Below are 26,674 nucleotides of genomic sequence, written 5' to 3'. Positions count from 1 at the left end.
ATCCTTCCAGCGTCGACACACATCGACGCAGATCAGATGTCACCTATCCGTGCAGCAGACCCCGTGCCGACCATGCCGACGCATGCCGTCCCGCAGGCCAAGGACCCGTGGGAGGACCTGTGGGGCCAGTTCGTCGACAATCTGGGGCACACGGCGTACGACGTCCTGCTCTCCGACGTTGTCGACTGCGCGCAGGGCAGCGGCGGTGGGTGTCTGTGGACCGCGGCCACCTTCGTGCCCGGTGGCAAGCTCGGAGCGCTGCGGAAGCTGGGGAAGGCTGTCAAGGTCGCCGAGGACGGCGCCGATGTGGTCCGGGCCGGAAGCAGGGCCGCAAACACGGGTGCTCGTCTGGCGCAGGACATCGCCGTCAACCCTGCCGCGCCGCGCGCACTGGGTCTCGGTCGGTCGATTGGGCGCGCCTCGCACAACCAAGCTCTCCAAGCCGACATCGCCGCACTGCCACGGGGTGCGACTGGCATCAGGGTGAACCAGCAACAGGTCAACGCCCTCGGGCAACGCGTGGGCATCAACCGGCCCGATCTCCAATACACTCTCAACGGACAGCGCTACTACGTCGAGTACGAAGGACTCGCCAATCCCCGGGGCGCCCTGCACGAGGCTCGCATCTTGGCCAACGACCCCGGCGCCAACTTCGTCCTCAGGATCGTTCCATGACCCTTCCCTCACCCGCGGGTGGTGCAACCACCGAACAGGTTGGTTTCTTCGAGGTTGGAACACCCGACCTCGCCGAATGGATCGTACGCGGTCTCGATCATGCATGGACGGCTCGTCCAGCCGGCTTGGCGTCGATGAACGAGGCGGTCGCGTTCCTCACGCCAGGGGGCGACGTCACTCGATATGTATGTGTCCCGGTCGGCCGGTGGACTGCACTGATCAGCAACGGTCCGCTCGGAACCGATGTCGGCGTGCTGCCGAGCTATGCCGCCCGCGAGCTCGGCCGCCGCGCAATACGCGTCGTAAATGTCGAGGACACCGCGACCTACCCGGCGCGAGTGTTGGAGGTTTATGGCCCAGACGGCGAGCCGCCACTTGCTCTTGAGCGGTCCATCGTCGCTGCGAACGATGGCGGTCGATGGGTGTTCGAGACGTCGGGCAGTGCCTACCCGTTTGAAGACCAGTCGGCCTATTCGAACCGCGTCAAGGCGCGGCGATTCACGGCAACGATGGTCTATGCCTACCTCCGCGAGCTTGGCGTGCCCGTCGATGCCGAGCCTGACTGGGAGGCCGCCCATGTAGTCGAGCGAGCACCGTGACTTCGCTGCTCCGCTTGGTGGTCGCAGCGCTCGTCGCGGCGTTCGATGGCCGGCTCCGAGGTGCACGTCACCAAGGCGGGCACGACGTACACCAGTGACGCTGACCGGTACTACACCCATGCCGGGATGCGGGTCGCCGTGCGTAACGGTGCGCGCGGCGCCAGCACGACGTTGAACTTGCTGGCGGGACCACCCCGTGGCCCGACGACAAGCGGTTCCTCGGCAAGCCCCACGACGACACCCTCGGGCTCACCTACATCGGCGCGCGTCAGTACGACCCGACACTGGGGAGGTTCCTGAGCGTCGACCCGCTCCTGGACACCGGAGACCCGCTGTCACTCAACGGGTACACCTACGCGAACAACAACCCGGTCAACCTCTCCGACCCCAGCGGGCTGCGCCCGATGGGCCCGAACGGGGAGGAGATCTCGCCGGAGGAGTACCTGGACTACACGACGACGACGGCGCAGGCCGGGGTGGCAAGTGTGCCGCAGGCGCCGATGGTCCTGGCGCCCGGCGCGGCCGAGGCGTCCGAGCCGCTGGGGCCGTTGGACGGCCCACCGGATGCCAACGGCTGTAGCGACGACGTGCCGACCATGCCGACGCATGCCGTCCCGCAGGCCAAGGGACCTGCTGCAGCGACCGGTGGCAGCGGCTCTAAGCCGCAAGCGGGCAGCTGCAACCTGCACTACCGGCTTGACGGCCAAGCCCCCCCGGGTCGGGACCATTATCCCGACATTGCGTTCGCGACCGCGACTTGAACTGCAGAATCCGCGGTCGCATACGTCAAGTCCCGCTGCCCGACCGATCACGCTCCAGCACACCCGGTCACACTCACGCACACGGCGCGCAAGCCCGAGAGCGCCAGGCTGCAAGCGGGCACCGGCGAGTTTGCGCGCCATATTCGCGACACCTGGCCCATCTGGCCGAAAACGCGACCGGCTCTGGCCAGCGTTTCCGCTGGTCAGAGCCGGTTTTCGGTCGGGCTGACAGGATTTGAACCTGCGACCCCCTGACCCCCAGTCAGGTGCGCTACCAAGCTGCGCTACAGCCCGATGCAGTCCCCGTGGGGAGTGCGTGGGAACACTACCGCAGGCTGACCGGCGACTCCGAATCGGGTACGTCGGTCAGGCCACCGTCGACGTGCAGGCGCCGCCCGCCGTCGGCCTTGGCCAGGTACATCGCGCGGTCGGCGCGCTCGAGCATCTCCTCGATGTCGAGGTCGGGATCGAACTCGGCGACGCCGAGGCTGACGCTCACGTCGGTGAGGCCCTGGGTGGCCTCGGCCAGGCCGGCGTTCACCGCGTCGGCGACCTCCTCGGCCCGGGCGGTGGTGCCGAGCAGCAGGGCGAACTCGTCGCCGCCGATCCGGCCCGCGAGCTCGCCGTGGAGCAGCGACCCGGCGACGACCGAGCCGACGGTGGCCAACGCACGGTCGCCCGCGGCGTGCCCGTCGACGTCGTTGAGCTGCTTCAGCCGATCCAGGTCGGCCAGCGCCAGGACCCACTCGACGTCCCGGCGACCGTGGCGCTGCACGAACTCCACCCGGCGCAGGAACTGGCGGCGGTTGAACAGCCCGGTCAGGGCATCCCGCGACGCCTCGCGACGCAGCCGGGCGACGTACTGGGCGCGACTGAAGGTCGACATGCTGTAGACCGCGATCACCATCAGCGCGATCATCAGCAGGGTGGCCGGCTGCGGACCGAACACCGTCAGGAAGACCTCGCCGTCACGCCCCCAGATCACCATCGCGACCGTCCGGGCGACGTAGAACGCCGCCGTGGCCGCGGTGCCGCTGGCCATCAGCAGCACGCTGACGCGGTACTGGCTGTCGTCGTACCCCGCCTCGTCCGACCGGCTCACCGACCTCCGCGCCCCGCGGTGCAGCGTGCCGGCCTCCACCGCGGCACCCCCGAACCCCAGCGCCATCGCGAGCAGGAACACCTCCCCGCCGGTCCACAGGTCGTTCGCCGGATCGTCGAGCAGCGCGACGGCCAGCACGAACGCCGGTACGCCGGCCAGGATGCGCCGTGGCAGCCGGCGACCCGTCAGGGACCGGATGCTGCCCCAGATGCACAGGGCGCTCAGCGAGCCGACCGCGTTGCCGGCCGGGTTGGCGATCACCTGGAGCGCGGTGCCGTTGAGGAGGAACAGTGTCGTGCTGACGGCGGCCAGCAGCAGCGAGGCGCACCACCAGGCGCTGTAGCGGGCTCGGGTCGCTCCGTACGCCGTCACCGCGAACAGCACGAGGGCGCACGAGGCGACCATCACGAAGACGACACGCAGGGTGACCGTGTCGAGCATGGGCCGCACGCTACCGAGCGTTCAGCGCAAATCCCCGAAGACCTGCCGGGGCCGCGGCGTATCGCTGCGGCACGTGCCCCCTCCGTCGGCCTTGGCCAGGTACATCGCGCGGTCGGCCCGCTCGAGCAGCACCTCCACGTCGAGGTCGGGGTCGAACTCCGCGACGCCGAAGCTGACGCTCACCTCGGTGAGCCCGGCCATCGCCCCGGCCAGTCCGGCGTTGACCGCGGCCGCGACCTGCTCGGCCCGGCCGTCGGCGCCGAGCAGCAGGGCGAACTCGTCGCCTCCGAGCCGCCCGGCGAACTCGCCATGGTGGAGGGCGGCGGCGACGACGGCACCCACCGTGGCGAGCGCGCGGTCGCCGGCGGCGTGCCCGTCGGTGTCGTTGAGCTGCTTGAGCCGATCCAGGTCCGCGAGCACCAGCACCCACTCGACGTCGCGTCGACCGTGCCGCTGCACCAGCTCGACCCGGCGCAGGAACTGGCGGCGGTTCAGCAGCCCGGTCAGGCCGTCGTGGGAGGCCTCCAGGCGGAGGCGGGCGACGTACTGGGCGCGCGCCAGCGTCGACATGCTGAAGACGGCGACGACCACCACCAGGATCAGCAGCATGGTGGTCGGCTGCGACCCGAGCACCGTGCGGAAGAACTCGCCGTCGGGTCCGGTACGCGCCAGCACCACCGCGCGGAGCAGGTAGAAGAGCGCCATGCCCGCGGTGACGATGGCCATCACGAGCACGCTCGCGCGGTACTGGCTGTCGTCGTAGCCCGTCTCGTCGCTGCGCGAGACGGAGGTGCGGGCACGACGGTGCAGCGCGCCGAGGTCGACAGCGGCCGCGCCGAACCCGAGGGCCATCGCCAGCAGGTAGACCACGCCGCCGGTCCAGATGTCGTGCACCGGGTCGTCGAGTAGCCCGACGGCCAGTACGAACGCCGGCACGCCGAGGAGCAGTGCCCACGGGAGCGTGCGCCCCGCGAGCGAACGGGCACTGCCCCACACGCACATGGTGCTCAGGACGCCGATCGCGTTGCCGCTCGGGTTGGCCACCACCTGGATGTCGGTCCCGTTGAACAGGAAGAGGCCGGACCCGCCGGCGGCGAACAGCAACGCGGCGCACCACCAGGCGCTGTAGCGGGCTCGGGTCGCTCCGTACGCCGCCACCGAGAACAGCACCGTGGCGCACGCCGCCACTAGCACGAAGACGACACGAAGGGTGTTCGTGTCCAGCATGGACGCAGGCTAGCCACGCATCAGCGGAAATCCCGGGATGTCTGACGTATCTGCAGTGCGTCGCCGGCCCCGGGCAGCACCTCGTCCAGCGGGCTGATCCGGTCCGCGACCAGGTTGGTCACGCCGTCCTGACGCTCCAGCATCCCGCGGATCACCACCGCCACCCGGTTCCGCGCCGCGTGCCGATGCACCCGCATCACACCCTGGGAGCAGACCACGTTGAGCATCCCGGTCTCGTCCTCGAGGTTGAGGAAGGTGATCCCACCGGCGGTGCCCGGCCGCTGCCGGTGGGTGACCAGTCCCGCGACGTGGACCCGTCGGCCGGGGTCGACCCCGGCCAGGTCGCCGACCGCCCTGATCCCGGCCGCGGTCAACCGCTCGCGCCAGTGCTCCACCGGGTGTCGCTCCGGCGAGATCCCCGTCGCCCACAGGTCGGCGAGGGTCAGGTCCGTCTCCGCCATCTGCGGCAGCGTCGGCGGTGCCGGCGCCGGCGTGCTCGCGGGCAGGTGCCCGCCCTCCTCGGCGTACCCGGCCATCCACAGGGCCGAGCGACGATCGAGCCCGAACCCCTCGAAGGCTCCCGCGGTGGCCAGCGCCTCGAGCTGGGTGGCGGTGAGCCCGGCGCGACGCGACAGGTCGCGGATGTCGACGTACGGCGCGTCGGCGCGCGCCGCCACGATCCGCTCCGCGACCTCCGTCCCGATCCCGCGCACCTCGTCCAGTCCGAGCCGTACGGCGAGCTCCGCGTCGTACCGCTCCCGGTCGAACCACTCACGCTCCTCGCGAGGCGCGCAGGCCTCCAGCCCCGCCTGCGCCCCGGACAGCGCGATGTCGGGGCGGCGCACCTCCACCCCGTGCCGGCGGGCGTCGGCGACCAGCGACTGCGGGGAGTAGAAGCCCATCGGCTGGTTGCGCAGCAGCCCGGCCAGGAACGCAGCCGGGTAGTGCCGCTTGAACCAGGACGAGGCGTAGACGAGCAGCGCGAAGCTGAGCGCGTGGGACTCGGCGAAGCCGAACCCGGCGAAGGAGAGGATCTTCACGTAGATCGCGTCCGCGTGGTCCCCGGTGATCCCGCGCCGCGCCATCCCCTTGTAGAGCTGGTCCTTGATCCGCTCGATCCGCTCCACGCCCCGCTTGGAGCCCATCGCCCGGCGCAGCAGGTCGGCGTCGTCGCGGGTGCAGTCGCCCAGCGTCACCGCCATCTGCATCAGCTGCTCCTGGAAGATCGGTACGCCGAGGGTGCGCTCCAGCACCGGCTGCAGCGACGGGTGGTCGTAGGTGACCGGCTCCTTGCCGGTCGCCCGGCGCACGTAGGGGTGGACGGCGCCGCCCTGGATGGGGCCGGGGCGGATCAGCGCGATCTCGATCGCCAGGTCGTAGAAGCAGCGCGGGCGCAGCCGCGGCAGGGTGCCGATCTGGGCGCGGGACTCGACCTGGAAGACGCCGATCGAGTCGGCCTCGCAGAGCATGTCGTAGACGGCCGGCTCCTCCTTGGGGATCGACTCCAACGTCCACCGCTTCCCGGTGTGCTGCTCGATGAGCCGCATCATGTGGTCCAGGGCGCCGAGCATGCCGAGACCGAGCAGGTCGAACTTGACCAGGCCCATCTCCTCGCAGCCGTCCTTGTCCCACTGCAGGATCGTGCGACCGGGCATCCGGGCCCGCTCGATCGGGCAGACCTCGGCGATCGGCTGCTCGGTCAGCACCATCCCGCCGGAGTGGATGCCGAGGTGGCGCGGGGCACCGAGCAGCTCGTCGGCCAGGGCGACCACCTGGGCGGGGATCTCGACGCCCTCCGGCGCCTCGATGGTGCTCCCCCACCCGTCCATCTGCTTGGACCAGGCGTCCTGCTGCCCCGGGGAGAAGCCGAGCGCCTTGGCCGCGTCGCGGACCGCCATCCGCGGCCGGTAGCTGACCACGTTGGCGACCTGGGCGGCGTTGCGCCGGCCGTAGGTGTCGTAGACCCACTGGATCACCTCCTCGCGCCGGTCGGAGTCGAAGTCGACGTCGATGTCGGGCTCCTCCTCGCGGTGCTCGGAGATGAACCGCTCGAAGGGCAGGTTGAACTGGACCGCGTCGACGGCGGTGATCCCCAGGGCGTAGCAGACCGCCGAGCTCGCCGCCGACCCCCGGCCCTGGCAGAGGATCCCCTGGCTGCGGGCGAAGGCGACGATGTCGTGGACGATCACGAAGTAGCCGTCGAAGTCCTTGCGCGCGATCACCGCCAGCTCGCGCTCGATCCGCTCCCGCGCGCGCTGCTCGACGTCGCGGCCGGCGTACCGCTCGGCGAAGCCGCGCTCGGTCAGCTCGCGCAGCCAGCTGCTCGGGGTGTGCCCGGCGGGGATCTGCTGCTTGGGCAGCTTCGGGGTCGCCTTGTGCAGGTCGAAGGCGATCTCGTCGGCGACGGTGACGGTGTGCGCGACGGCGCCGGGGTACCGCGCGAAACGGCTGTCCATCTCCTCGCCGCTGCGCAGGTGCGCGGAGCCGGAGAGGTCGAGCCACCCGTCGAGCTCGGCGATCGAGCGGCGGGCCCGGATCGCGGCCATCGCCGCGGCCAGGCGCGCCTTGTCCGGGCTGGCGTGGTGGACGTTGCCGGTGGCCACCACGGCCAGTCCGCGGTCGACGGCCAGCGCGGCGAGCAGGTCGTTGGCCTCGTCCTCGCCGGGGTGGTCGCGGGCGATCAGCTCGACCAGCACCTGGTCGCGGCCGAACCGGTCCACCAGGTCGTCCACCGCGGCCGCGGCGCCCCGGGGGCCGTCCGCGCGCAGCGCCTGACGGACCGCCCCCTTGCGGCACCCGGTCAGCACCACCCAGTGCCCGCGCCCGCGCTCGGTCAGCTCGTCGAGGTCGTGGTCGGGGCGCCCCTTCTCGTCCCCGCGCAGGTGCGCCTCGGTCAGCGCCGCCGACAGCCGGTGGTAGCCCTCGACCCCACGGGCCAGCACCAGCAGGTGGGTGCCCTCGGGGTCCGGTACGCCGTTCTGCGGCGCGGTCAGGCCCAGCGACAGCTCGGCGCCGTAGACGGTCCGCAGGTCGACCGCGCGCGCCGCCTCCGCGAACATCGGCGCGCCGGCGAACCCGTCGTGGTCGGTGAGCGCGAGGGCGTGCAGCCCCAGCCGGGTCGCCTCGGCCACCAGGTCCGCCGGCCCGCTGGCCCCGTCCAGGAAGCTGTAGTGGCTGTGGCAGTGCAGCTCGGCGTACGGCGTCACGGGCTGCTCGGGGCGGCGGATCGGCACCGGCACGGGTCGCCGCTGCTTGCGGCGCGAGACCGGCGCGTCCTGGGCCCCGGGCGGACGCCCGGAGAGGCGGCGCTCCAGCTCGCGCCACGGGACCGGCGGGTTGTTCCAGCCCATGCCGGCTCAGGCCTCGAGGGTCGTGAGCGGAGTCATCCCCCGAATCTAGTCGAACACCTGTTCGATCTCCAAGAGTTGTCGGAAACCCCGCCACGGCACCGGCGGCGGCAGCATCCTGTGCCCATGCTCCCCCCGCGACCGACGTGCGCGGCACTGACGGCCCTGCTGGCCCTGCCGCTGCTCACCACCGGCTGCTCGACCGACGAGGACGGTGGCCCCCTCGACGTCTCCGGCTACGGACTCATCGCCAACGGCCGCGCCCGCCCCCTGTACTTCGACATCGACCTCTGCCTGCGCTCCGACCGCGCCACGACGATCACGATCGACGACGTCGCGGCCGTCACCACGTACGGCGACGGCCAGCCCGAGTTCGCCGTCACCTGGGCCGACACCAACCAGCGACCACGCGTGATGGGCGGACCGGTCCCCCTGCCGGACTGGTACGTCCCGGCCGTCGGCGCGGACGGAGCCGTAGCGTCCTGCGACGTCGACCCCGACGCAGACCCCGGCAATGCCCAGCTGGCCGTCGTCTTCCCCGCCGTGGCGGAGGACGCCTTCGTCGTCGACGGGGTCGCGGTGACCTACACCTTCAACCGGCGCCAGTACACGGCCACGTCGAGCGCCCACTTCGCGCAGTGCCCGATCGGCGCCGAGGCAGACAGCGCCAACGACGACCCCGCCCACCCCTGCGTCACCGCGGAGGCCGACTGACCCTCACCCCGCGTGCCGCGCGGCGATCGCCTCGAACACCGCCATGTCGGCGTCCCACTCGGTGCCCGGTCGCGGCCAGTGCACGGCGACGTCGGTGATCCCGAGCTCGGCGTAGCGGCCCGCCAGATCCTGGTAGGCGCCGACGGACTCCAGCCACGGCTCGCCGCTGAACCCGGTCAGCAGCAGCTTCGGCATCGGGGCGACGTCTCTACCCTCCGCCTCACCGGCGGCGCGCAGCCCGTCGACCTGGCGCCGTACGTCGGCGACGGGGTCCTCGCCCATCGGGTTGGCGATCCAGCCCTGGCCGAGGCGCGCGGCCAGCCGCAGTCCGCGCGGGCCGGTGGCGGCGATCCAGAACGGCGGACGCTGCTGCACCAGCCCGGGGGCGATCGTGACCTCGCGCGCCGACCAGTGCTCGCCGGCGAGGCTGACCGGCGCGGTGGTCAGCAGCGCGTCCAGCTGGCCCACCCACTCGGCGAACCGGTCGGCGCGCTGGCGCGGCGTCCAGTCCCCGTCCAGCACGTCGCCGTCGGAGGTGTGCGTGGCACCACCGGCGCCGATGCCGAGCGTCAGCCGGCCGCCGGAGATGCGGTCGATGGTGCGGACCGCGGACGCGGTCGGGATCGGGGTGCGGAAGTTGGGCGAGGTGACCAGGGTGCCGAGGCGCATCCGCGAGGTCACCGCGGCCGCGGCCGCCAGGGTCGCGTAGGCGTCGTCCCACGGGGAGTGGCCGCGCCAGGCGAGGTGGTCGTAGACCCAGGCCCCGGCGAACCCGAGCTCCTCGGCGCGCCGCCAGGTCTCCCCCATCGCCGGCCAGTCCTGGATCGGCCAGAGGATGACGTGCAGGTTCGGCGCGCTCACGCGCCGATTGTCGCAGCCGCCTCCGACGCCTCGGCCTGCCCCTCCGCCTCGACCAGGCCCATGGCCGCGGCGGTGTCGTCGGTGCACTCGTCGAAGAAGCCGCCGACCGCGTCGACCATGTGCGAGAACGACTCGGCCGCGAAGAGCACCGGCTGGTAGTGGGTGATGTCGTAGTCGATCGTCGCCATCGCGCGGAAGTCCAACGGGCGGATCACCATCGAGCCGAACTCCTCGATCTCGCCGTAGGAGGAGAGGATCCCGGCACCGTAGGCCTTGAGGTCGCCACCCTCGTGCAGCACGCCGAACTCGACGGTGAACCAGAAGACGTCGGCGACCATCTGGAGACCGGCGCGGGTCTCCATCCGTCGTGCGGCGCGGCCGGCGGCGCGCTTGACCTCGGCCACCTGGCGATCGGCGAGCAGGTTGCCGTGGCCGAGCACCTCGTGGATCACGTCGGGCTCGGGGGTGTAGAGCGGGAGATCGTGGTGGCGCAGGTACTGCGTGGAGTGGAAGACCCCGTCGGCCAACGACCCGTAGAACTCCTCCAGGGGCACGATCCCGGCGGCCGGGACATAGGAGAAGCCGGTCAGCCGCTGCAGCCCCGCGGTCACCTCGTCCAGCTGGGGCACCCGGTCCGCCGGCAGGTCGAGCGCGGCCTTGGCCTCGTTGAAGGCCCGGCAGGCGTAGCGCTCGTGCAGCGGCGCGATCTCACGGGAGACGGTGGCCCAGACCCCGTTCTCGACGTCGGTGTAGTCGATCCGCGGGACCGGCTCGCCGGGCTGCCAGCCCAGCGCGACCTGGGCGATCTCGTTGCGGCGGGCGCGGTAGGCCGGGTCGTTCACCCCGGGGTGGTCGTCGCCGAGGTGAACGGTCACCGATCCGTCCTCGCCGGTGGTCACCGGCGAGTAGAGCTGGCCTTCCTCGAACATGCGGGGCGCCTCCTGCGCAATCAGAGTGTGACGTAGGTCTCTCTCTCGCCACGCTACGTCGCGCCACAATCTCCAGCAACTCGACGGATCCGCCGGAGAACATCCACCCGCTAGTCATAGGCCGCCTCGGCCTCCCAGCCCGACGGGCGCCAGCGCAGCAGCCAGGCGTCGCCCTCGAGGCCGACCACCTGGAACCGCGCCGAGCGGCCACCCTCCTCGCCCCCCGGACCAGCACCGGTCCACCAGCCCTCGTCCACCGGCCACGGACCGGCCCAGCCCGCGATCACCCGCCAGCCGCGCGCACCGGGAGCGCCGCCGACCTCGACCCGGTACCGGTACGGCGCCCCGCTGACCGCGCCGCGCTCGGTCACCGCCACCGGATCCCCGTCCGCGTCGAGCACCTCAGCGACCAGCGCCGCGGGGAAGACCCGCGTCGGCGCCGGGCCGGGGATCCGCCCCGGCCACGGCGGGAGCGTCGGCCGCAGCCCCGTCGAGCGCTCCCCCCAGGTCACCCACGCCTGCCGGTCGGCCGCGCCGCGACCGCCCTGGAGCACCGGCACCCGGACCGCGTCGTACCCGAGCATCGCCTGGACCCGGGCCACGCCGCGGACCACCTGCTCCTCGGCCCCGCCGCCCCACAGCCCGTCCGCATGGTCGCCGGCCGACTCCACCGTCTCGGGCAGGAACCGCACCCGCTCGATCGGTGCGGTCACCGCACCCGCCTCCTTGCGGCTGCGCAGGGCAGCACCCGCCTGGAGCTGCCAGTGCACCCGGTCGACCAGGTCGCGGGAGGTGAAGCAACGGGGATGCACCCAGGTCCGGGAGCTCATGCCACCCTCCCCCTCGGCCACCGCCCCCGCGTCGAAGACCGCCTCGATCCGGACCGCGGTGGCGACGAGCTGGCGCTCCGCGAGTCCGGCGACGAAGCGCTCGGCCGTGGTGCGCACGCTGAACGTGACCGCCTCGGCGGAGTCCAGCGGCGGCTCGAAGCCGATCTCGCAGGCCAGCTCGGGCGGCGGCGTGCGGGCGCCGGCCAGCGCGGTCCCCTCGCCGCGGACCCGCCGGAGCAGGTCAGCGCCGTAGGCGCCGAACCGGTTGCTGACCTCGTCGGCACCGAACGCGGCGAACTCCCCGAGGCGGACCAGTCCGAGCCGACGCAGCAGGTCCACCAGGCGCCGCCCCTCCTCGCCGTCCTCGGTCAGCGCGGTGATCGGCAGCTCGCGCAGGAACGCAGCCGACCCGCCGGGCGGCACCACCGTGCAGCCCTGGGCGGGCGCGCGGCGCGCCGCCCGCTCGGCGGAGTAGAGGTCGTCGGCGACGCCCATCCGGCAGTCCCAGACACCCCGGGCGACCAGCTCCTCCGCGAGCAGCGCGGCCGCCGCCTCCTCGCCGCCGTGGAACCGCCCCGGGGCGCTCACCGCGAGCAGGCCGGGTCGGATCGGCGCCACGCCGGGCCGGATCTCCTCGACCGCCGCCAGCACCGGCTCGAACCACCGCGCGTCCCGCTCCGGGCCGGCAGCGAGCAGCAGCAGCTCCGGGCAGCGCGCCTGGGCGTCGCGGCGCCGCTGGCCGCGGCGTACGCCCTCGGCGCGGGCAGCCGCGTTGCAGACCACCACCCGGTTCGCCGAGAGGACGGCCGCGGGCGTCGAGCGGACCACCTCGGCGGCACCCCCGTCACCCTGGGCCTCGGCACGCTCCATCAGCGCCGCGGTCACCGACCAGTCCGGGCACCACAGCACCAGCACGCGCGCCATCGTCAACGGTCCCCGAACGGGAGCGCGACCTCGTCGGAGAGCGGTCGCCCGGTGCCGTGCACCTCGACCAGCGCCCGGTGCCGGTGAAGCCGGCCGCGGCCCTCGCCGAGCCCCTCCCACCGGGTCTCGGCGGCGCTGATCGTGGCGTCGCTGCGCGGCCACTCACCGTGCACCACGAGCACCGCGGAGCGGGCCCGCAGCCGGGCCTCGAGCACCGAGGCGGACTTCGCGTCCACCCGGGCGGCAGGGCGCAGCACCACCACCTTCAGCACGTCGGCCAGTGCGGCGGCGACCTCGAGCCAGTGCTCGCCGGGGCTGGGCACCAGCACGGTGCGGGTCAGGTCGATGCCGAGCTGATGGGCGGCCTCGACACCGAAGTCGCCCCAGCCCACGAAGCCGACCCAGTCACCGGCGGCCGAGGCGCCCGCGGCGAGCGCCATCGCCAGCGAGGCGGTGTCCACGGCGTACGCCCCACCGGTGCGCAGCCGGACCAGGCCGTCGAGCGCCGGCAGCACCGGGACCGAGAGCCGCGACGGACCGCCCTCGAGCGCCTGGATCCGGCCGCGCAGCTGCGCGAGGACGGACGCGTCGACGGCTGGTGCTCCCACCCGCCCATTGTCGAACACATGTTCGACAGGGGCAAGCGGAACGGCCTAGTCCAGTACGCCGACAGCGCGCGTGGATCAGGTGCGCTTGCGCTTCTCCCGCGGCCGGACCTGCAGCACGATCGGCGTGCCGACGAAGCCGAACTCCTCGCGCAGCCGCCGCTCGATGAACCGCTCGTAGCCCTGGTCCAGCTTGCCGCTGGTGAAGAGCACGAAGGTCGGCGGCGAGGTCGACGGCTGCGTGCCGAACAGGACCCGCGGCTGCTTGCCGCCGCGCACCGGGTGCGGGTGCTCGGCGACCAGGCGACCCAGGAACGCGTTGAGCGCGCCCGTGGTGACGCGGGTCTCCCAGCCCTCGATCGCCCGGTCCAGCGCGGGCACCAGCCGGTCGATGTGCCAGCCGGTCTTGGCGGTGATGTTGAGCCGCGGCGCCCACTGCACCTGCACCAGGTCGCGCTCGATCTCGCGGTCGAGGTAGTAGCGGCGCTCCGAGTCCACGGTGTCCCACTTGTTGAAGGCGATGACCAGCGCCTTGCCGGCCTCCCGGACCTCCTGCAGGATCCGCATGTCCTGCTCGGCGATCGACTGGCCGGCGTCCAGCACCAGCACGCAGACCTCGGCGCGCTCGACCGCCGTCGTGGTCCGCAGCCAGGCGTAGTACTCGTGCCCCGACGCCTCCTTGACCCGCTTGCGGATGCCGGCGGTGTCGATGAACCGCCACTCGCGCCCACCCAGCTCGACCAGCTCGTCGACCGGGTCCACGGTGGTGCCGGCGACGTTGTCGACGACCACCCGCTCCTCGCCCGCGAGCTTGTTGAGCAGCGATGACTTGCCGACGTTGGGACGGCCGACGATGGCGATCCGGCGTGGCCCGCCGACCTCCTCCTCGACCTCCGCCGCCTCGGGCAGCACGGCGAGGATCGCGTCGAGCAGGTCGCCGGAGCCGCGGCCGTGCAGCGCCGAGACCGGGATCGGCTCACCGAGGCCGAGGTTCCACAGGCCGTAGGCGTTGGCCTCGACCCGCTCGTCGTCGACCTTGTTGGCAGCCAGCACGACCGGCTTGCCCGCCCGGCGCAGCACCTTGACCACGGCCTCGTCGGCGTCGGTGATGCCGACCGCGGCGTCGACCACGAAGAGCACCGCGTCCGCGAGCGACACCGCGATCTCGGCCTGCCCCTTGATCCGCTCGGCCATCCCCTTCGCGTCCGGGTCCCAGCCGCCGGTGTCGACCAGCGTGAACGCCCGGCCGCCCCACTCGGCGTCGTAGGAGACCCGGTCGCGGGTGACGCCGGGGATGTCCTCGACCACGGCCTCCCGGCGTCCGAGGATCCGGTTGACCAGGGACGACTTGCCCACGTTGGGGCGGCCGACCACGGCCAGGACCGGGAGGTTGATGTCAGTCATCGGATTCCTTCACGAGCTCGGTGGCTGGCAGCGGTCCGGGGAGCTCCCGCCCGGTCTCGCTGAGCGCGGCGGCGAGTTCCTCGCGCATCCGCTGATGCAACAACGTGCTGACGGACCCCACCTGTTCCGCCGTGCGCGGCCATGAGTGGGGGCTCACACGGACCGGGTGTCCGACCACGAGGTCGATCCTGTCACCCTTCGGCGGCAGCGAACCACTCGCGCCACCCGGACGCCTCGTCCCGAGGATCGTCACCGGTACGACGGGAGCGCCGGTCACCATGGCCAGGTACGCCGCGCCGCGCCGGAACGTGCGCAGCTCGCCGTCACCGCGGGTGCCCTCCGGGAACACCCCGACGACACCGCCCTCGCGCAGCACCCGGACGGCGCGTCGGACCGCGGCCGGATCGGTCCGGTGACGGTCCAGCGGCACCTGTCCGGCCAGGCGCAGGAAGCCGCCGCCCACGGCGGAGGAGAACATCTCGATCTTGGTCAGGGCGTGCACGGGCCGCGGCGCGAGGAGCACCAGCAGCGGACCGTCGACGACCCCGATGTGGTTGGCGGCGAGCACGACCGGCCCGTCGGCCGGGAACCGGTCGGCGTGGTGCACCCGGACGTCCCAGCGTCGGCGTACCAGCCAGCGCGCGACCGGACGCCCGCCGGCGAGGAGCCAGCGGGTCGGGTGGGCGACGCGGTCGGAGCGCGGGTGCTGCCGGTGCGCTTCCCGCACGACTCCCTGGTCCCCCTCGTCCCCGCGCGCGTCGGGGGCCGGGCTCATGACCCGCCGACCGCGCTGAGGCTCTCCTCGACCAGCCCGACCACGAGGTCGACGACCTGCTCCAGGGTCTGGTGGGTGGAGTCGATGTGGATGGCTCCGTGCACCCGGGTCAGCGGCGCGACGGCACGCCCGGAGTCGATCGCGTCGCGGGCGAGCAGCGAGGCCTCGGTGGCGCCCACGTCGGCGCCGCCGTTCTCCGCCGCGCGGCGGGCGGCGCGGGCCGCCGGGTCGGCGGTCAGGTAGACCTTGACCTGGGCCTGCGGCCAGACGACCGAGGCGATGTCGCGACCCTCGACCACGATCCGGCCGGCGCCGATCAGCGACCGCTGCAGTGCGACCAGGCGCTCGCGGACCGCCGGCACCGCGCTGACCGGCGAGACGGCCGCGTTGACCGCGTCGCTGCGGATCTCGATGGAGACGTCGACGTCGTCGACCACGATCGTCGGGGCCAGCGGGTCGGTGCCCGAGACCAGCCGCGGATCGGCGGCGCGCGCCGCGACCGCCTCCGCGTCGTGCACGTCCACGCCGTGCTGCAGCATCCACCAGGTGACGGCGCGGTACATCGCGCCGGTGTCGAGGTAGCGCAGGCCCAGCCGGTCGGCGACCGCACGGCACGTGCTGGACTTGCCGGAGCCGGAGGTGCCGTCGACGGCCACGACCACACCGGGAGCCGGCTCGCCGGTGTGCGAGGTGGCCTGGTCAGTACCGGGGCGGGGCGCGTCGTTCACGGACCGCGATCCTACCGGTGCGCGGCCCATCCCCTCGATTCGAGCGCGCCGAGCAGCTCACCGACCGACTCCGCGGCGACGTCCAGCTCGACCAGGCCGAACGGGCGACCGGGGTCGTGATCGATCCGCACGTCCTCGATGTTGACACCGCTGTCGCCCGCATCGGCGAAGAGACGGGCCAGCTCGCCGGGGTGGTCGGGCACCGCGACCCGCACCGCCGCCGTGGGTCGCGGCGGTCCGCCGTGCTTGCCCGGGATCGCCCGGGTGCCGGCGACCCCGTGCGCGAGCAGGGACGAGAGCCCGGCCCGGTCGCCGTCCCGCACCGCCTCGAGGGCGAGGTCGAGACGGTCACGCAGCTCGCCGAGGAGCGCCGTCACCGCGGCCGCGTTGCCGCTGATGATCTGGCTGTACAGGTCGGGATCACCACCGGCGATCCGGGTCACGTCCCGGACGCCCTGGCCGGAGAGCGCGAGGTGGTCGGCCGACGCGCCCGTGAGCGTGCCCGCGACTAGCGCGGAGACCAGGTGCGGGACGTGGGAGGTCCGGGCCACCGCCCGGTCGTGCTCGTCGGGGCGCAGGCGGATCACCACGCCGCCGCACACCTCGGCCAGCAGCTCGACCAGCCGTACGCCGGCCGGCAGCGCGCCGGGGCCGGGGGTGACCGCCCACGGCCGACCGTCGAAGAGGTTCTCCGAGGCGGCCAGCGGGCCGGAGCGCTCGCTGCCGGCCATCGGGTGGCTGCCGACGTAGCGCTCGCGGCCGGGCTGGTCGGCCAGCGCGTCCAGCGGTGCCATCTTCACGCTGCCGACGTCGGTGACGATCGCGTCGGGCGCGGCGGCGAGCGCATCGCGCACACCCTCGGCGAGGTGGTCCGGCGGCACCGCGACCACCACGAGCTGGGGACGGTCCTCGGGGGTTGCCGGGCGGCCGGCGCCCAGTCCGGTGGCGGTGCGGACGTGGTCGGGGACCACGTCGCTGAGCAGGACCTCGAGGCCCGCGCGGCGGCACGCCAGCGCGACGGAGGTCCCGATCAGGCCGGTGCCGACCACCTGGACGGGTCCGGTCAGGACGGCGTTCGACTCCTCGGGCACGGCGAGAACACTACTCAGGAGCGCCGCGGGGCCGCCGCGTCACCCCGGCGGGCCGCCGGCCGCGCCCTCCCGCCACAGCCCGCCGCAGATCCCGCCGCACGATCCCGCCGGAGATCCTTCGGAATCCCAGATGAACTGCAAGAATCCTTCGCGTGCCCGACCTCTCCGGCGCTCCGGAGAGCGCGTCCCCCACGGCCCTGGCGGCCGGACCCGTGACCCAGGGGTGGGCCGCCCCGGCCGGTGGCTCCACGACGTTGGAGCTCCTGGGCCACCTCGCGGAAGCGATCCACTCCACGCTGGACCTGGAGAGCGTGCTGCAGTCGGTCACCGACACAGCGACGCGCCTGGCCGGAGCGGCGTTCGGTGCCTTCTTCTACGACGCCAGCGAGGACGACGGTGACGGCGACGTCTTCCACCTCGTGGTGCTCTCCGGCGCCGAGCGGGACGCCTTCGCGGCGATGCCCGCCCCACGCATCACGGCGCTGTTCCAGCCCACCTTCGACGACCGCGAGACCGTGCGCATCGCCGACGTCACCGCCGACCCTCGCTTCTCCGCGTTGCCCCCGGGCCACCTGGCGCTGCGCAGCTACCTCGCCACCCCGGTCACCGGGCGCGACGGCCAGGGCCTGGGCGCGCTGCTGTTCGGGCACCCGGACCCGGACGTCTTCTCCGCGATCGCCGAGACCCGCGTGACGGCCGTCGCCGCCGCGGCCGCGATCGCGGTCGAGAACGCGCGCCTCTTCGAGCGGGAGCAGGCGGCGCGCGAGCGCGCGGAGTGGCTCGCGTTCGCCACCTCCTGGCTGAACGCGGTGACGGCCTCGCTGGCCACCGCCACCTCCGCCCGCGAGGCGCTGCTCGCGGTCCGCAACTGCACCCTGGCCCACGGCACCGACGGGCTGATCGGCATCGGTTTCGTCGAGGGCGGCACCACGCTGGCGCTGCACTCCCCCCACCCGACCGACGACGACCCCACGCTGCCGTGGTCCCCCGTCGGGCCCGACCTCGGTCGCTTCGCCGACCTCACCGCCACCGGGGCGGTCGCCTGGCCGACCCGGTCAGCGCTGGAGGCGGCGCACCCGGACATCGCCGCCGCGCTCCCCGAGGCTCGGGCGCTCGTCGCGCTGCCACTGCAGGGCAGCCTGCCCCAGCGCGGCGCGCTGGTCTCCTTCTGGGCCCACGAGCGCGAGTTCAGCGCCGAGAGCCTGCGGATCATCCAGTCCGCCGCCGACCAGGTCGCCGCCTCCCTGCAGCGCATCGCACACCGCCACGGCGAGCAGGCGGCCCGCGACCAGCTGCGTCGCCGCCTGGTCGAGCTCACCGAGGTCTCCCGGCTGCTCCAGCGCTCGCTGCTGCCGCAGCACCTGGCCGAGCCCGACGGACTCGACATCGCGGTGCGCTACGTGCCCGCCGCAGCCGACGCCGAGGTCGGCGGGGACTGGTACGACGTCGTCTCCTCGCCGGACGGCACCGTGACCGTGGTGGTCGGCGACGTCGAGGGCCACTCCTACGCGGCCGCGACGGTGATGGGCGAGATCTCCAGCGCGCTGCGCGCCTACCTGAGCGAGGGCCACCCGGTCGACGTCGCGCTGGAGCTGCTGAACCCCACCGTCGAGCTGGCCGAGGTGCTGGTCACCTGCTGCCTGGTCAACATCGACCCACGGACCGGCGAGGTCGCCATCGCCCGCGCCGGGCACCCGCTCCCGATCGTGCGCACGGCCGCCGGTACCCGCGAGCTCGAGGTCGCGGGCGGGCCGCCGCTGGGCATCCCCGGCGCCGACTGGCCGGTCACCCGGGTCACCGCCCGCGCCGGCGACCGGGTGGTGCTCTACACCGACGGCCTGGTCGAGCGCCGCCGCGCCAGCATGGAGGAGCGGACCGCCCTGCTGGCGGACACCGTCGCGGGTTGCGCGGGGCCGGCCGCCGAGTGCGCCGACGCGGTCCTCGCGGCGATGGGCACCGAAGCCGGGGACGACACGGCCCTGGTCGTCGCCGACCTGCTCGCCCGATGAGGCCGGGCTCGCGTCAGAGCCCGGCGACCTCGAGCAGCTGACCCAGCTCGTCGTCGGTCAGGTCGCGCAGCGTCCCCGACGGCAGGGTGCCCAGCTCGACCGGCCCGAACCGGGTACGGCTGAGGCGGCGTACCGGATGGCCGACCTGGTCCAGCAGGCGCCGCACGATCCGGTTGCGGCCCTCGTGGATCACCAGCTCGATGATCGACTTGTCCGCGCGGGTGTCCAGGATCCGCGCCCGTCGCACCTCGACCGGACCGTCCTCGAGCACCACGCCCTCCAGCAGCTGCGCCACGGTCGGCCTGGCGATCCGTCCGGCCACCTCGGCGACGTAGGTCTTCTCGACCTCGAAGGAGGGGTGCGCCATCCGGTGCGCGAACTCGCCGTCGTTGGTGAGCAGCAGGAGTCCCGAGGTGTCGGTGTCGAGCCGGCCCACGTGGAAGAGCCGCTCGGGCCGGTCGGCGACGAGGTCGGTGATCGTGCGCCGGCCCTCGGGGTCGGACATCGTGGAGACCACGCCGCGGGGCTTGTTGAGCACCAGGTACACGTGATCGGAGACCGGCGGCAATCGCTTGCCGGACACCTTGATCACCGCGGTGCGCGGGTCGACCTTGGTGCCGAGGCGGGTGACCACCTCGCCGTCGACCTCGACCTCCCCGTCGAGCATCAGCTCCTCGCAACGGCGGCGTGAGGCGACCCCGGACTGCGCGAGCAGCTTCTGGAGCCGGATCAGGCCGTCCTCATCGGTGGCGATCTCGCGGGTCATGACGATGCTTCCTCGGTCGGGGTGCTCGGTACGCCGGCGTCGGTGGCCGGAACGCCGGCCATCTGCTCCAGCTCGCCCTCCAGCTCGTCGAGCTCGGGCAGATGCGGGGCGAGGTCCGGGAGCTCGTCGAGCGCGACGATCCCGATCCGCTCCAGGAAGTAGCTGGTGGTGCGGTACAGGGTGGCACCGTGCTCGCCGTCGCGGCCGGCCTCCTCGACCAGTCCGCGGTTGAGCAGCGTGCGCATCACGCCGTCCACGTTCACCCCGCGGATCGCGGAGACGCGGGCTCGCGAGACGGGCTGCTGGTAGGCGACCACCGCGAGGGTCTCCAGTGCGGCCTGCGTGAGGCGCGCCTGCTGGCCCTCCAGCACGAACGCCTCCACGACGGGGGCGAGGTCGGCGCGGGTGTAGTAGCGCCAGCCGCCCGCCACGTTGCGCAGCTCGAAGCCGCGTCCCTGCTCGTCGTACTCGGCGGCGAGGGCCGAGAGCGTGCCGGCGACCTCCTCGGCCGGGTAGCCGACAGCGGCGGCCAGCGCCATCGCGTCGAGCGGCTCGTCGGCAACCATCAGCACCGCCTCCAGCGCCGGGCGCAGGTCGGCCACGGGGACGGCGACCGCGTCATCGGTCCGTTCGGTCATCTGACTCCTCCTGTACCGGGCCATTCTCCGCCCCCGAGGGCCGATCCGGCTCATCCGGGGCGACGGGCGCTGCCGGCTCGCCGGGCTCGGGCGGCGCGCCGTCGAACTCGTCGGTGATCTCGATCTCCTCGTCGGAGCCGGTCCACCGAACCGTCAGCTCACCGAGGGGCGTGACCTGGTCGAACGCGACACCGCCCTCCCGGAACAGCTCCAGCAGCGCCAGGAACCGGGCGACCGTGGTGAGGGTGTCCGGCGAGTCGCCGCACAGCGCCCGGAAGGTGAGGGTGCCGCTGCGGCGCAGCCGTTCGACCACGATCGCGGCCTGTTCGCGGACGCTGACCGCGGGGGCGTGGATGTGGTGCGTCGGCAGCTGCAGCTCCGGCTTGGGCGCCAGCGCCTTCGCCGCCAGCGCCGCGAAGGCGTCGAGGCCGATCCCGATCAGCACCTCCGGCAGCAGGCCGGCGAACCGCTCCTCGAGGCCCACCGCCCGCGGGAACCGCTTCGCCTCCGCCTCGACGCGCTCACCGAGCACCGCGGCGAGCCGCTTGTACGCGCGGTACTGCAGCAGCCGGGCGAAGAGCAGGTCGCGCGCCTCCAGGAGGGCCAGGTCCTCCTCGTCCTCCACGTCGCCGGCCGGGAGCAGCCGGGCCGCCTTGAGGTCGAGGAGGGTCGATGCCACCAGCAGGAACGAGGTGGTCTCCTCGAGGTCCGCGTCCGGGAGCTGCTTGATGTGCGCGATGAACTCGTCGGTGACCTGCGAGAGCGCGATCTCGGTGACGTCGAGCTTGTGCTTGGAGATCAGGCTCAGCAGCAGGTCGAAGGGCCCCTCGAAGTTGTCGAGGCGAACCTCGAACGGGTTACTCACGCAGGCGCCTGACCAGGGCCGAGTCCTCCCCCTGTGCCTCGAAGTCCGCCAGCACCAGACCGATCGCCTCGCGCACCAGCCGGCCGCGGTCGACCACCAGCCCGTGCTCCCCGCGCAGGTGGAGCCGGGTCTGCTCCAGCTCCATCAGCTCGGCGGCGGTGACGTAGACGGTGATCTTCTCGTCGTGCCGGATCCGACCGCTGGGCTTCTTGCCCTTCGCGGAGCCCGACCCGCCGGACGCCTCGGTCGTGTCGGTCGCCTCCGGAGCGTCCGGCACCACCCGGACCGCGCCGTTCTTCCGCCCCTTGCCCGCCGGGACCGACTGCTCGGTGCCGTCGACGGTGGTGCGGAAGAGGTCGTCGGCCGCCGGCATGCTCACGCGTCGGCCCACCGCTGCGCCACCTCCTTGGCCAGCTGGCGGTAGGCGTCGGCGCCCGCGGAGGTCGACGCGTAGGAGGTGATCGGCTCGCCGGCGACGGTGGAGTCGGAGAACTTCACCGTCCGGCGGATGACCGTGTGGAAGACCTTGTCCCCCCAGGCCTGGACCAGCCGCTCGAGCACCTCGCGGCCGTGCAGGGTGCGGCCGTCGTACATGGTGCCGAGGACGCCGTCGACCTCCAGGCGCGGGTTGAGCCGCGCCTTGACCTTGTCGATGGTGGTCTTGAGCAGCGCCACGCCACGCAGCGCGAAGTACTCGCACTCCAGCGGCACGATCACGCCGTCGGAGGCGGTGAGCGCGTTGACGGTGAGCAGGCCCAGGGAGGGCTGGCAGTCGATCAGGATGACGTCGTACTCGGCGATGGCCGGCGCGAGGACGCGCTGCAGCGTCTGCTCGCGGGCCACCTCGTGGACGAGCTGCACCTCCGCGGCGGAGAGGTCGATGTTGGAGGGCAGCAGGTCCACGCCCGGCACGCCCGAGGGGACGACCACGTCGTGGAAGTCGGTCTCGGGGTCCATCAGCAGGTTGTAGACCGTCAGCTCCATCTCGTGGGGGTTGAGCCCCAGGCCGACGGAGAGCGAGCCCTGCGGGTCGAAGTCGACGAGCAGCACCTTCCGGCCGTACTCGGCGAGCGCGGCGCCCAGGTTGATGGTCGTCGTGGTCTTGCCGACGCCACCCTTCTGGTTGCACATCGAGATCACCCGGGCGTTGCCGTGCTCGGCGATCGGCTCGGGGTCGCGCAGCACCGGGATCGGGCGGCCGGTCGGGCCGAGCTGACCGCGGCCGCGCGGGGCGGCGGGGCCGGTCGACTCCGGCGCGGTGAACGGCAGCATCGGCATCGTCGGTGCGGCCGGCTCCGAGGACTTCACCGGCGCGGAGGGCGCCGGGGCCGCCGAGGTCGCGGCCGGCGTCGGCGCCGCCGCAGGGCGCTCGAACGGCAGCGGGGCCGTGGCCCCCTGGGTCTCCCCGCCGAGCGGGGGCAGGTCGCCGCCCGGGCGGTGCACCCGCGGCGGCATGTCCGGGGCGCTGCTGGAGCCGAAGTATCCACCGACCATCGCGGTTCACCTCATGTGTGCGGTGACGGGTCGCCCGCCACGGATGTCGTGGGCCCCTTCCCCAGGGCCCCGTGCACTCCTCATCCAACAATGTCGACACGGAGACATTGGGGCGACGCGCCGCAGCGCCACGCAGTTCGAGAAATATCCGGCCCCGGAGTCAGCCGCCCAGGCAGCGCATCGCCGTCGTCCGTACGACGGCCTCGCCGGCCTCGTCGGAGGCGGCCAGGTCGACCTCGGCCTCGATCACCCAGTCGTGGTGCCCCTCGGGGTCGTGCAGGGTCTGGGTGACGGTCCACCGGCCCTCGCCCCGCTCCACCCGCAGCAGCGCAGGACCGCGCGCGTCCGCATCGATGAGCACCTTGCTGTGCTCGGCGTAGTACTCCTCCAACGCCTCGTCCCAGTCCTGGCGGGAGAGCTCGGGGCTCTCGACGCCGTCGACCGCCTCCAGGCCGTCCAGGTCGTCGCGGGCGACCAGCTCGACGCGCCGCCACAGTGCGTTGCGGACCATCACCTCGAAGACGCGGCCCTGCGCGGAGAGCGGCCGCGGGGGCGGCGGGGGCGCGTCCAGGTGGGTGTCGGCGGTGATCCGGTCGGGGTGGGTGAGGGTCTCCCACTCGTCGAGCAGCGAGGAGTCGACCTGGCGGACGGTCTCCCCCAGCCAGTCGACGAGCAGCTCGAGCTCCTCGGTGCGCAGGGCCTCGGGCACGGTCTGGCGCAGCGCGCGGTAGGCGTCGGTGAGGTAGCGCAGCACCAGCCCCTCGGAGCGGGCGACGTTGAACCGGCTGACCAGGGCGGTGAAGCCCATCCCCTCCTCCCACATCTGGCGGACCACGGACTTGGGCATCAGCGCGTCCGGCGAGAGCCAGGGGTGGCGTTCGCGGTAGGTCTCGTAGAGCGGCTCCAGCAGCTCGGCCAGCGGCTCGGGCCAGGTGATCTCCTCGACCAGCGCCATCCGCTCCTCGTACTCCACACCGTCGGCCTTGAGCGCGGCGATCGCCTCGCCGCGCGCCTCGTGCCGCTGCGCGAGCAGTAGCGGGCGGGGCGCCTCGAGCACCGCCTCGACCACCGAGACCAGGTCGAGGGTGTACGACGGGGCGTCGGGGTCGAGCACCTCCAGCGCCGCCAGCGCGAAGTGCGACAGCGGCTGGTTGAGCGCGAAGTCCTCGGGCAGCGCCTCGGTGAGCACGTACCGGCGCCCGTGCTCGTCCACCTCGTCGAGCCGGGTGAGCACCCCGGACGCGACCAGGCTCCGGGCCAGCCGGACCGCCCGCTTGGCCAGCCGCAGCTGGCTGCGTCGGTCCTCGTGGTTGTCGGTCAGCAGCCGCCGCATCACCGCGAAGGCATCCTCCTCGCGGGAGACCACGTTGACCAGCATCGCGTTGTCGACCTTCATCTGCGACTTGAGCCGCTCCGGCTTGCCCTCGACGAGCTTGTCGAAGGTGGCCTCTGTCCACACCACGGCGCCCTCGGGCGCCTTCTTCAGCTGCGCCTTGGACTTGCGCTTGGCCTGCTTGGCCTCGCTCATCGCGGCGTTCTTGGCCGCGGCCTTCGCCTTGGCCTTCTCGTTCTCGATCACGTGCTCGGGGGCCTGCACCACGACGTAACCGGCGGTGTCGTAGCCGGCCCGTCCGGCGCGGCCGGCGATCTGCAGGAACTCCCGGGTGCGCAGCACCCGCTGCCGGCTGCCGTCGAACTTGGCGAGCGCGGTGAACAGCACGGTGCGGATCGGCACGTTGATGCCCACGCCGAGGGTGTCGGTGCCGCAGATGACGGTGAGCAGCCCTGCCTGCGCGAGCTGCTCGACCAGGCGCCGGTAGCGCGGCAGCATGCCGGCGTGGTGCACGCCGATGCCGTTGCGCAGCAGCTGCGACAGGGTCTTGCCGAACCCGGCCGCGAAACGGACCCCGGCCAGCCGCTCCGCGATCTCGTCGCGGGGGCGCTTGAAGCCGCCGGCCAGCAGCGAGGTGGCGTGCTCGACGGCGGCGGCCTGCGTGAAGTGCACGACGTAGACCGGCCCCTGGCCGGTGTCGACCAGCTCGCCCAGCGCCTCGCCCATCGGGTCCAGGGACCAGGTGAACGTCAGCGGGACGGGCCGCTCGGCCTGGTCGACCACCGCTGTCTCGCGGCCGTTGCGCCGGGTCAGGTCGGCGCCCAGCTCGGTGACGTCGCCGAGCGTCGCCGACATCAGCAGGAACTGCGCCTGCGGCAGCTCGATCAGCGGGACCTGCCAGGCCCAGCCGCGGCCGGGCTCGCCGTAGAAGTGGAACTCGTCCATGACCACCATGCCGACGTCCGCGGCCGCGCCCTCGCGCAGCGCGATGTTGGCCAGCACCTCCGCAGTGCAGCAGATGATCGGCGCGTCGGCGTTGACCGCGACGTCGCCGGTGAGCATGCCGACGTCCTCGGGCCCGAAGGTGGCGCACAGCTCGAAGAACTTCTCGCTGACCAGCGCCTTGATCGGCGCGGTGTAGAAGGTGACCCGGTCGTCGGCCTGGGCGACCATCGCGGCGGCCATGGCGACCAGCGACTTGCCGGAGCCGGTGGGCGTGGCGAGCACGACGTTGTTGCCCGCCAAGAGCTCCAGGGCCGCCTCCTCCTGGTGCGGGTAGAGCTCGAGGCCGCGGTCGGCGGCGTGCTCGAGGATCCGCTCGTAGGCCCGGTCGGAGGCTGCCTCGGCTGCGGCGGAAGCGGTGCTCTGGTTCATCTCGTCCTTCAGTCGTCCCGCGCTCGCGGGTGCGCGGTGGCGAAGACCTCGCGCAGGTTGTCGACGGTCACCAGCGTGTAGATCTGGGTGGTGGTCACCGACGCGTGGCCCAGCAGCTCCTGGACGACGCGGACGTCGGCGCCGCCGTCGAGCAGGTGGGTCGCGAAGGAGTGCCGCAGCGTGTGCGGTGAGACGTCCTGGGTGATCCCGGCGCGCTCCGCGGCCCGGACCAGCACGGCCCAGGCGGACTGTCGCGACAGCCGCCCGCCGCGGGCGTTGAGGAAGAGCGCGCCTCCCCCGGCGCCGGCGCCGGTGAGCGCGGGCCGTCCCCGCACCAGGTACGACGACAGCGCCTCCCGCGCGTACGAGCCGAGCGGCACCAGCCGCTCCTTGCCGCCCTTGCCGCGGAGCAGCACCACGGCGTCCTCCTGCTCGGCGGCCCGGATCGGATCGAGCACCGCGGAGACGTCGTCGACGTCGAGGCCGACCACCTCCGAGATCCGGGCGCCGGTGCCGTAGAGCACCTCGAGCAGCGCGCGGTCGCGCAGCGCGAGCGGGGTGTCGTCGGCACCCGCCGCCTCCAGCAGCGCCTCGACGTCGGAGAGCGGGAGCGCCTTGGGCAGCCGCTTGGCCGGCGTCGGCGGCTTGACCCCGGCCGCCGGGTCGGCGGTCGCCAGACCGTCGGCGACCGCGAACTTGTGGAAGCCGCGGACCGCGACCACGGCGCGGGCCGCCGAGGCGGCGCCGAGGGGTGGGTGCTCGGCGTCGCCCTCCCGCAGCCGGATCAGGAACTCCGTCACCGTCGCCGGGGTGATCGCGTCCAGGTCCTCGATCCCGGCGCGCTCCAGGAACGCGCAGTAGCGGCGGAGGTCGCGCCGGTACGAGACCAGCGTGTTGGCCGCCAGCCCCTTCTCGACGCCGAGGTGGTCCAGGTAGGTGCGCACCGCACGGTCGAGGGCACCTCCGGGATTCACTGCCTCAGGCTAGCGCGTCCGCCACCGCCACCGCCGGCAGGCCGAGCGCCTCGCCGACGGGCGCGTTCGTGAGCGCCCCGGCGTGGGTGTTGAGGCCCTTCGCCAGCGCCGCGTCGGCCCGGCACGCCCCCAGCCAGCCCCTGTTGGCCAGCGCGACGGCGTACGGGAGGGTGGCGTTGGTCAGCGCGTAGGTCGAGGTGTTCGGCAC

The 26,674-nt window shown here is 73.1% G+C and carries 23 protein-coding genes, 1 tRNA gene and 1 pseudogene; 5 read left to right on the top strand and 20 right to left on the bottom strand.

Annotated features, from left to right (window positions below; genetic code table 11):
* From E8D34_RS20205 to E8D34_RS21460, 3 genes are all read left to right on the top strand, one after another.
* Nucleotides 1–675, top strand: a 675-nt coding sequence (locus E8D34_RS20205) for a hypothetical protein (RefSeq protein WP_206056816.1), incomplete at its 5' end; no start/stop codon positions are given.
* Entirely contained in the window at nucleotides 672–1,274 is a 603-nt protein-coding gene (locus E8D34_RS20200; protein WP_136596335.1) for a hypothetical protein, read from the top strand. The genes E8D34_RS20205 and E8D34_RS20200, both read left to right, overlap by 4 nt.
* Nucleotides 1,275–1,678: 404 nt before the next feature.
* The gene (locus E8D34_RS21460) at nucleotides 1,679–2,035 is read left to right on the top strand and encodes a hypothetical protein (RefSeq protein WP_240771481.1); all 357 of its coding nucleotides are present in this window, start codon (nucleotides 1,679–1,681) and stop codon (nucleotides 2,033–2,035) included.
* Between the two features lie 220 nt (nucleotides 2,036–2,255).
* Here the strand turns inward: E8D34_RS21460 and E8D34_RS20190 are convergent.
* The 4 genes from E8D34_RS20190 to E8D34_RS20175 all read right to left on the bottom strand — a co-directional run bounded on the left by E8D34_RS20190 (nucleotide 2,256) and on the right by E8D34_RS20175 (nucleotide 8,155).
* Nucleotides 2,256–2,329, bottom strand: a tRNA-Pro gene (locus E8D34_RS20190).
* A 31-nt stretch (nucleotides 2,330–2,360) separates the two neighbouring features.
* Entirely contained in the window at nucleotides 2,361–3,578 is a 1,218-nt protein-coding gene (locus tag E8D34_RS20185; RefSeq protein WP_136596334.1) for a GGDEF domain-containing protein, read from the bottom strand.
* 21 nt (nucleotides 3,579–3,599) lie between these two features.
* On the bottom strand, nucleotides 3,600–4,805 hold the full coding sequence (locus tag E8D34_RS20180) for a GGDEF domain-containing protein (protein WP_136596333.1): 1,206 nt from the start codon (nucleotides 4,803–4,805) through the stop codon (nucleotides 3,600–3,602).
* Between the two features lie 20 nt (nucleotides 4,806–4,825).
* A complete protein-coding gene (locus E8D34_RS20175; RefSeq protein ID WP_136596332.1) occupies nucleotides 4,826–8,155 on the bottom strand; it encodes an error-prone DNA polymerase in 3,330 nt (1,109 codons plus the stop codon).
* A 123-nt stretch (nucleotides 8,156–8,278) separates the two neighbouring features.
* On the opposite strand from E8D34_RS20175, the gene E8D34_RS20170 reads away from it, so the two are divergent.
* Nucleotides 8,279–8,866 (top strand): hypothetical protein, encoded by a 588-nt coding sequence (locus E8D34_RS20170; RefSeq protein WP_136596331.1) that lies wholly within the window; start codon nucleotides 8,279–8,281, stop codon nucleotides 8,864–8,866.
* A gap of 3 nt (nucleotides 8,867–8,869) precedes the next feature.
* Here E8D34_RS20170 and E8D34_RS20165 read toward each other — a convergent pair whose 3' ends face one another.
* The 8 genes from E8D34_RS20165 to E8D34_RS20130 form a co-directional block, all read right to left on the bottom strand.
* The gene (locus E8D34_RS20165) at nucleotides 8,870–9,727 is read right to left on the bottom strand and encodes an LLM class flavin-dependent oxidoreductase (protein ID WP_240771480.1); all 858 of its coding nucleotides are present in this window, start codon (nucleotides 9,725–9,727) and stop codon (nucleotides 8,870–8,872) included.
* Entirely contained in the window at nucleotides 9,724–10,656 is a 933-nt protein-coding gene (locus E8D34_RS20160) for a phenylalanine 4-monooxygenase (protein ID WP_136596330.1), read from the bottom strand. The genes E8D34_RS20165 and E8D34_RS20160 overlap by 4 nt, the downstream gene beginning before the upstream one ends.
* A gap of 110 nt (nucleotides 10,657–10,766) precedes the next feature.
* Nucleotides 10,767–12,410, bottom strand: coding sequence for a DNA polymerase Y family protein (locus E8D34_RS20155; protein ID WP_136596329.1), 1,644 nt, complete (start codon nucleotides 12,408–12,410; stop codon nucleotides 10,767–10,769).
* A gap of 2 nt (nucleotides 12,411–12,412) precedes the next feature.
* A complete protein-coding gene (locus E8D34_RS20150; protein ID WP_136596328.1) occupies nucleotides 12,413–13,018 on the bottom strand; it encodes a hypothetical protein in 606 nt (201 codons plus the stop codon).
* Between the two features lie 75 nt (nucleotides 13,019–13,093).
* Nucleotides 13,094–14,419, bottom strand: coding sequence for a ribosome biogenesis GTPase Der (gene der, locus E8D34_RS20145; RefSeq protein WP_136596327.1), 1,326 nt, complete (start codon nucleotides 14,417–14,419; stop codon nucleotides 13,094–13,096).
* Nucleotides 14,412–15,146 (bottom strand): lysophospholipid acyltransferase family protein, encoded by a 735-nt coding sequence (locus E8D34_RS20140; RefSeq protein ID WP_240771479.1) that lies wholly within the window; start codon nucleotides 15,144–15,146, stop codon nucleotides 14,412–14,414. Before E8D34_RS20140 ends, der begins: the two co-directional genes overlap by 8 nt.
* A 44-nt stretch (nucleotides 15,147–15,190) precedes the next feature.
* Nucleotides 15,191–15,922, bottom strand: coding sequence for a (d)CMP kinase (cmk, locus tag E8D34_RS20135; RefSeq protein WP_240771478.1), 732 nt, complete (start codon nucleotides 15,920–15,922; stop codon nucleotides 15,191–15,193).
* Between the two features lie 11 nt (nucleotides 15,923–15,933).
* On the bottom strand, nucleotides 15,934–17,013 hold the full coding sequence (locus E8D34_RS20130; RefSeq protein WP_136596324.1) for a prephenate dehydrogenase: 1,080 nt from the start codon (nucleotides 17,011–17,013) through the stop codon (nucleotides 15,934–15,936).
* A gap of 152 nt (nucleotides 17,014–17,165) precedes the next feature.
* Between E8D34_RS20130 and E8D34_RS20125 the strand changes: the two genes are divergently transcribed.
* On the top strand, nucleotides 17,166–19,022 hold the full coding sequence (locus tag E8D34_RS20125) for a GAF domain-containing SpoIIE family protein phosphatase (protein WP_136596323.1): 1,857 nt from the start codon (nucleotides 17,166–17,168) through the stop codon (nucleotides 19,020–19,022).
* A gap of 13 nt (nucleotides 19,023–19,035) precedes the next feature.
* Here the strand turns inward: E8D34_RS20125 and E8D34_RS20120 are convergent, their stop codons facing one another.
* From E8D34_RS20120 to E8D34_RS20085, 8 genes and pseudogenes are all read right to left on the bottom strand, one after another.
* Entirely contained in the window at nucleotides 19,036–19,788 is a 753-nt protein-coding gene (locus tag E8D34_RS20120; RefSeq protein WP_136596322.1) for a pseudouridine synthase, read from the bottom strand.
* A complete protein-coding gene (gene scpB, locus E8D34_RS20115) occupies nucleotides 19,785–20,426 on the bottom strand; it encodes an SMC-Scp complex subunit ScpB (RefSeq protein ID WP_136596321.1) in 642 nt (213 codons plus the stop codon). Before scpB ends, E8D34_RS20120 begins: the two co-directional genes overlap by 4 nt.
* Nucleotides 20,407–21,291 (bottom strand): ScpA family protein, encoded by an 885-nt coding sequence (locus tag E8D34_RS20110; RefSeq protein WP_136596320.1) that lies wholly within the window; start codon nucleotides 21,289–21,291, stop codon nucleotides 20,407–20,409. Before E8D34_RS20110 ends, scpB begins: the two co-directional genes overlap by 20 nt.
* Nucleotides 21,284–21,682 carry a hypothetical protein gene (locus E8D34_RS20105; RefSeq protein WP_136596319.1) on the bottom strand — a complete coding sequence of 133 codons (399 nt, stop codon included), beginning with the start codon at nucleotides 21,680–21,682 and terminating at the stop codon, nucleotides 21,284–21,286. The genes E8D34_RS20110 and E8D34_RS20105 overlap by 8 nt, the downstream gene beginning before the upstream one ends.
* The gene (locus E8D34_RS20100) at nucleotides 21,667–22,563 is read right to left on the bottom strand and encodes a ParA family protein (protein ID WP_240771482.1); all 897 of its coding nucleotides are present in this window, start codon (nucleotides 22,561–22,563) and stop codon (nucleotides 21,667–21,669) included. The genes E8D34_RS20105 and E8D34_RS20100 overlap by 16 nt, the downstream gene beginning before the upstream one ends.
* Nucleotides 22,564–22,945: 382 nt before the next feature.
* Nucleotides 22,946–25,492, bottom strand: coding sequence for a DEAD/DEAH box helicase (locus E8D34_RS20095; protein ID WP_136596318.1), 2,547 nt, complete (start codon nucleotides 25,490–25,492; stop codon nucleotides 22,946–22,948).
* A gap of 8 nt (nucleotides 25,493–25,500) precedes the next feature.
* Nucleotides 25,501–26,466 (bottom strand): site-specific tyrosine recombinase XerD, encoded by a 966-nt coding sequence (locus E8D34_RS20090; protein ID WP_136596317.1) that lies wholly within the window; start codon nucleotides 26,464–26,466, stop codon nucleotides 25,501–25,503.
* A 4-nt stretch (nucleotides 26,467–26,470) separates the two neighbouring features.
* Nucleotides 26,471–26,674 (bottom strand): annotated as a pseudogene (locus tag E8D34_RS20085) (alanine dehydrogenase); the annotation flags it as partial.

Origin of the sequence: Nocardioides sp. GY 10113, from assembly GCF_004919105.1 — a bacterium.
GTDB lineage: Bacteria > Actinomycetota > Actinomycetes > Propionibacteriales > Nocardioidaceae > Nocardioides.
Note: the sequence above shows the minus strand (reverse complement) of the source record. Positions and strands in the feature narration are given on the sequence as shown.

Excerpts from the sequence above, each read along its gene's own strand:
- E8D34_RS20170 (WP_136596331.1), top strand. The coding sequence starts at position 8,279 with ATGCTCCCCCCGCGACCGACGTGCGCGGCACTGACGGCCCTGCTGGCC.
- scpB (WP_136596321.1), bottom strand. The coding sequence starts at position 20,426 with ATGACCGAACGGACCGATGACGCGGTCGCCGTCCCCGTGGCCGACCTG.
- E8D34_RS20160 (WP_136596330.1), bottom strand. The coding sequence starts at position 10,656 with ATGTTCGAGGAAGGCCAGCTCTACTCGCCGGTGACCACCGGCGAGGAC.
- E8D34_RS20175 (WP_136596332.1), bottom strand. The coding sequence starts at position 8,155 with ATGGGCTGGAACAACCCGCCGGTCCCGTGGCGCGAGCTGGAGCGCCGC.
- E8D34_RS21460 (WP_240771481.1), top strand. The coding sequence starts at position 1,679 with ATGGGCCCGAACGGGGAGGAGATCTCGCCGGAGGAGTACCTGGACTAC.
- E8D34_RS20155 (WP_136596329.1), bottom strand. The coding sequence starts at position 12,410 with ATGGCGCGCGTGCTGGTGCTGTGGTGCCCGGACTGGTCGGTGACCGCG.
- E8D34_RS20200 (WP_136596335.1), top strand. The coding sequence starts at position 672 with ATGACCCTTCCCTCACCCGCGGGTGGTGCAACCACCGAACAGGTTGGT.
- E8D34_RS20185 (WP_136596334.1), bottom strand. The coding sequence starts at position 3,578 with ATGCTCGACACGGTCACCCTGCGTGTCGTCTTCGTGATGGTCGCCTCG.
- E8D34_RS20100 (WP_240771482.1), bottom strand. The coding sequence starts at position 22,563 with ATGCTGCCGTTCACCGCGCCGGAGTCGACCGGCCCCGCCGCCCCGCGC.
- E8D34_RS20120 (WP_136596322.1), bottom strand. The coding sequence starts at position 19,788 with ATGACCCGCGAGATCGCCACCGATGAGGACGGCCTGATCCGGCTCCAG.
- der (WP_136596327.1), bottom strand. The coding sequence starts at position 14,419 with ATGACTGACATCAACCTCCCGGTCCTGGCCGTGGTCGGCCGCCCCAAC.
- E8D34_RS20180 (WP_136596333.1), bottom strand. The coding sequence starts at position 4,805 with ATGCTGGACACGAACACCCTTCGTGTCGTCTTCGTGCTAGTGGCGGCG.
- E8D34_RS20095 (WP_136596318.1), bottom strand. The coding sequence starts at position 25,492 with ATGAACCAGAGCACCGCTTCCGCCGCAGCCGAGGCAGCCTCCGACCGG.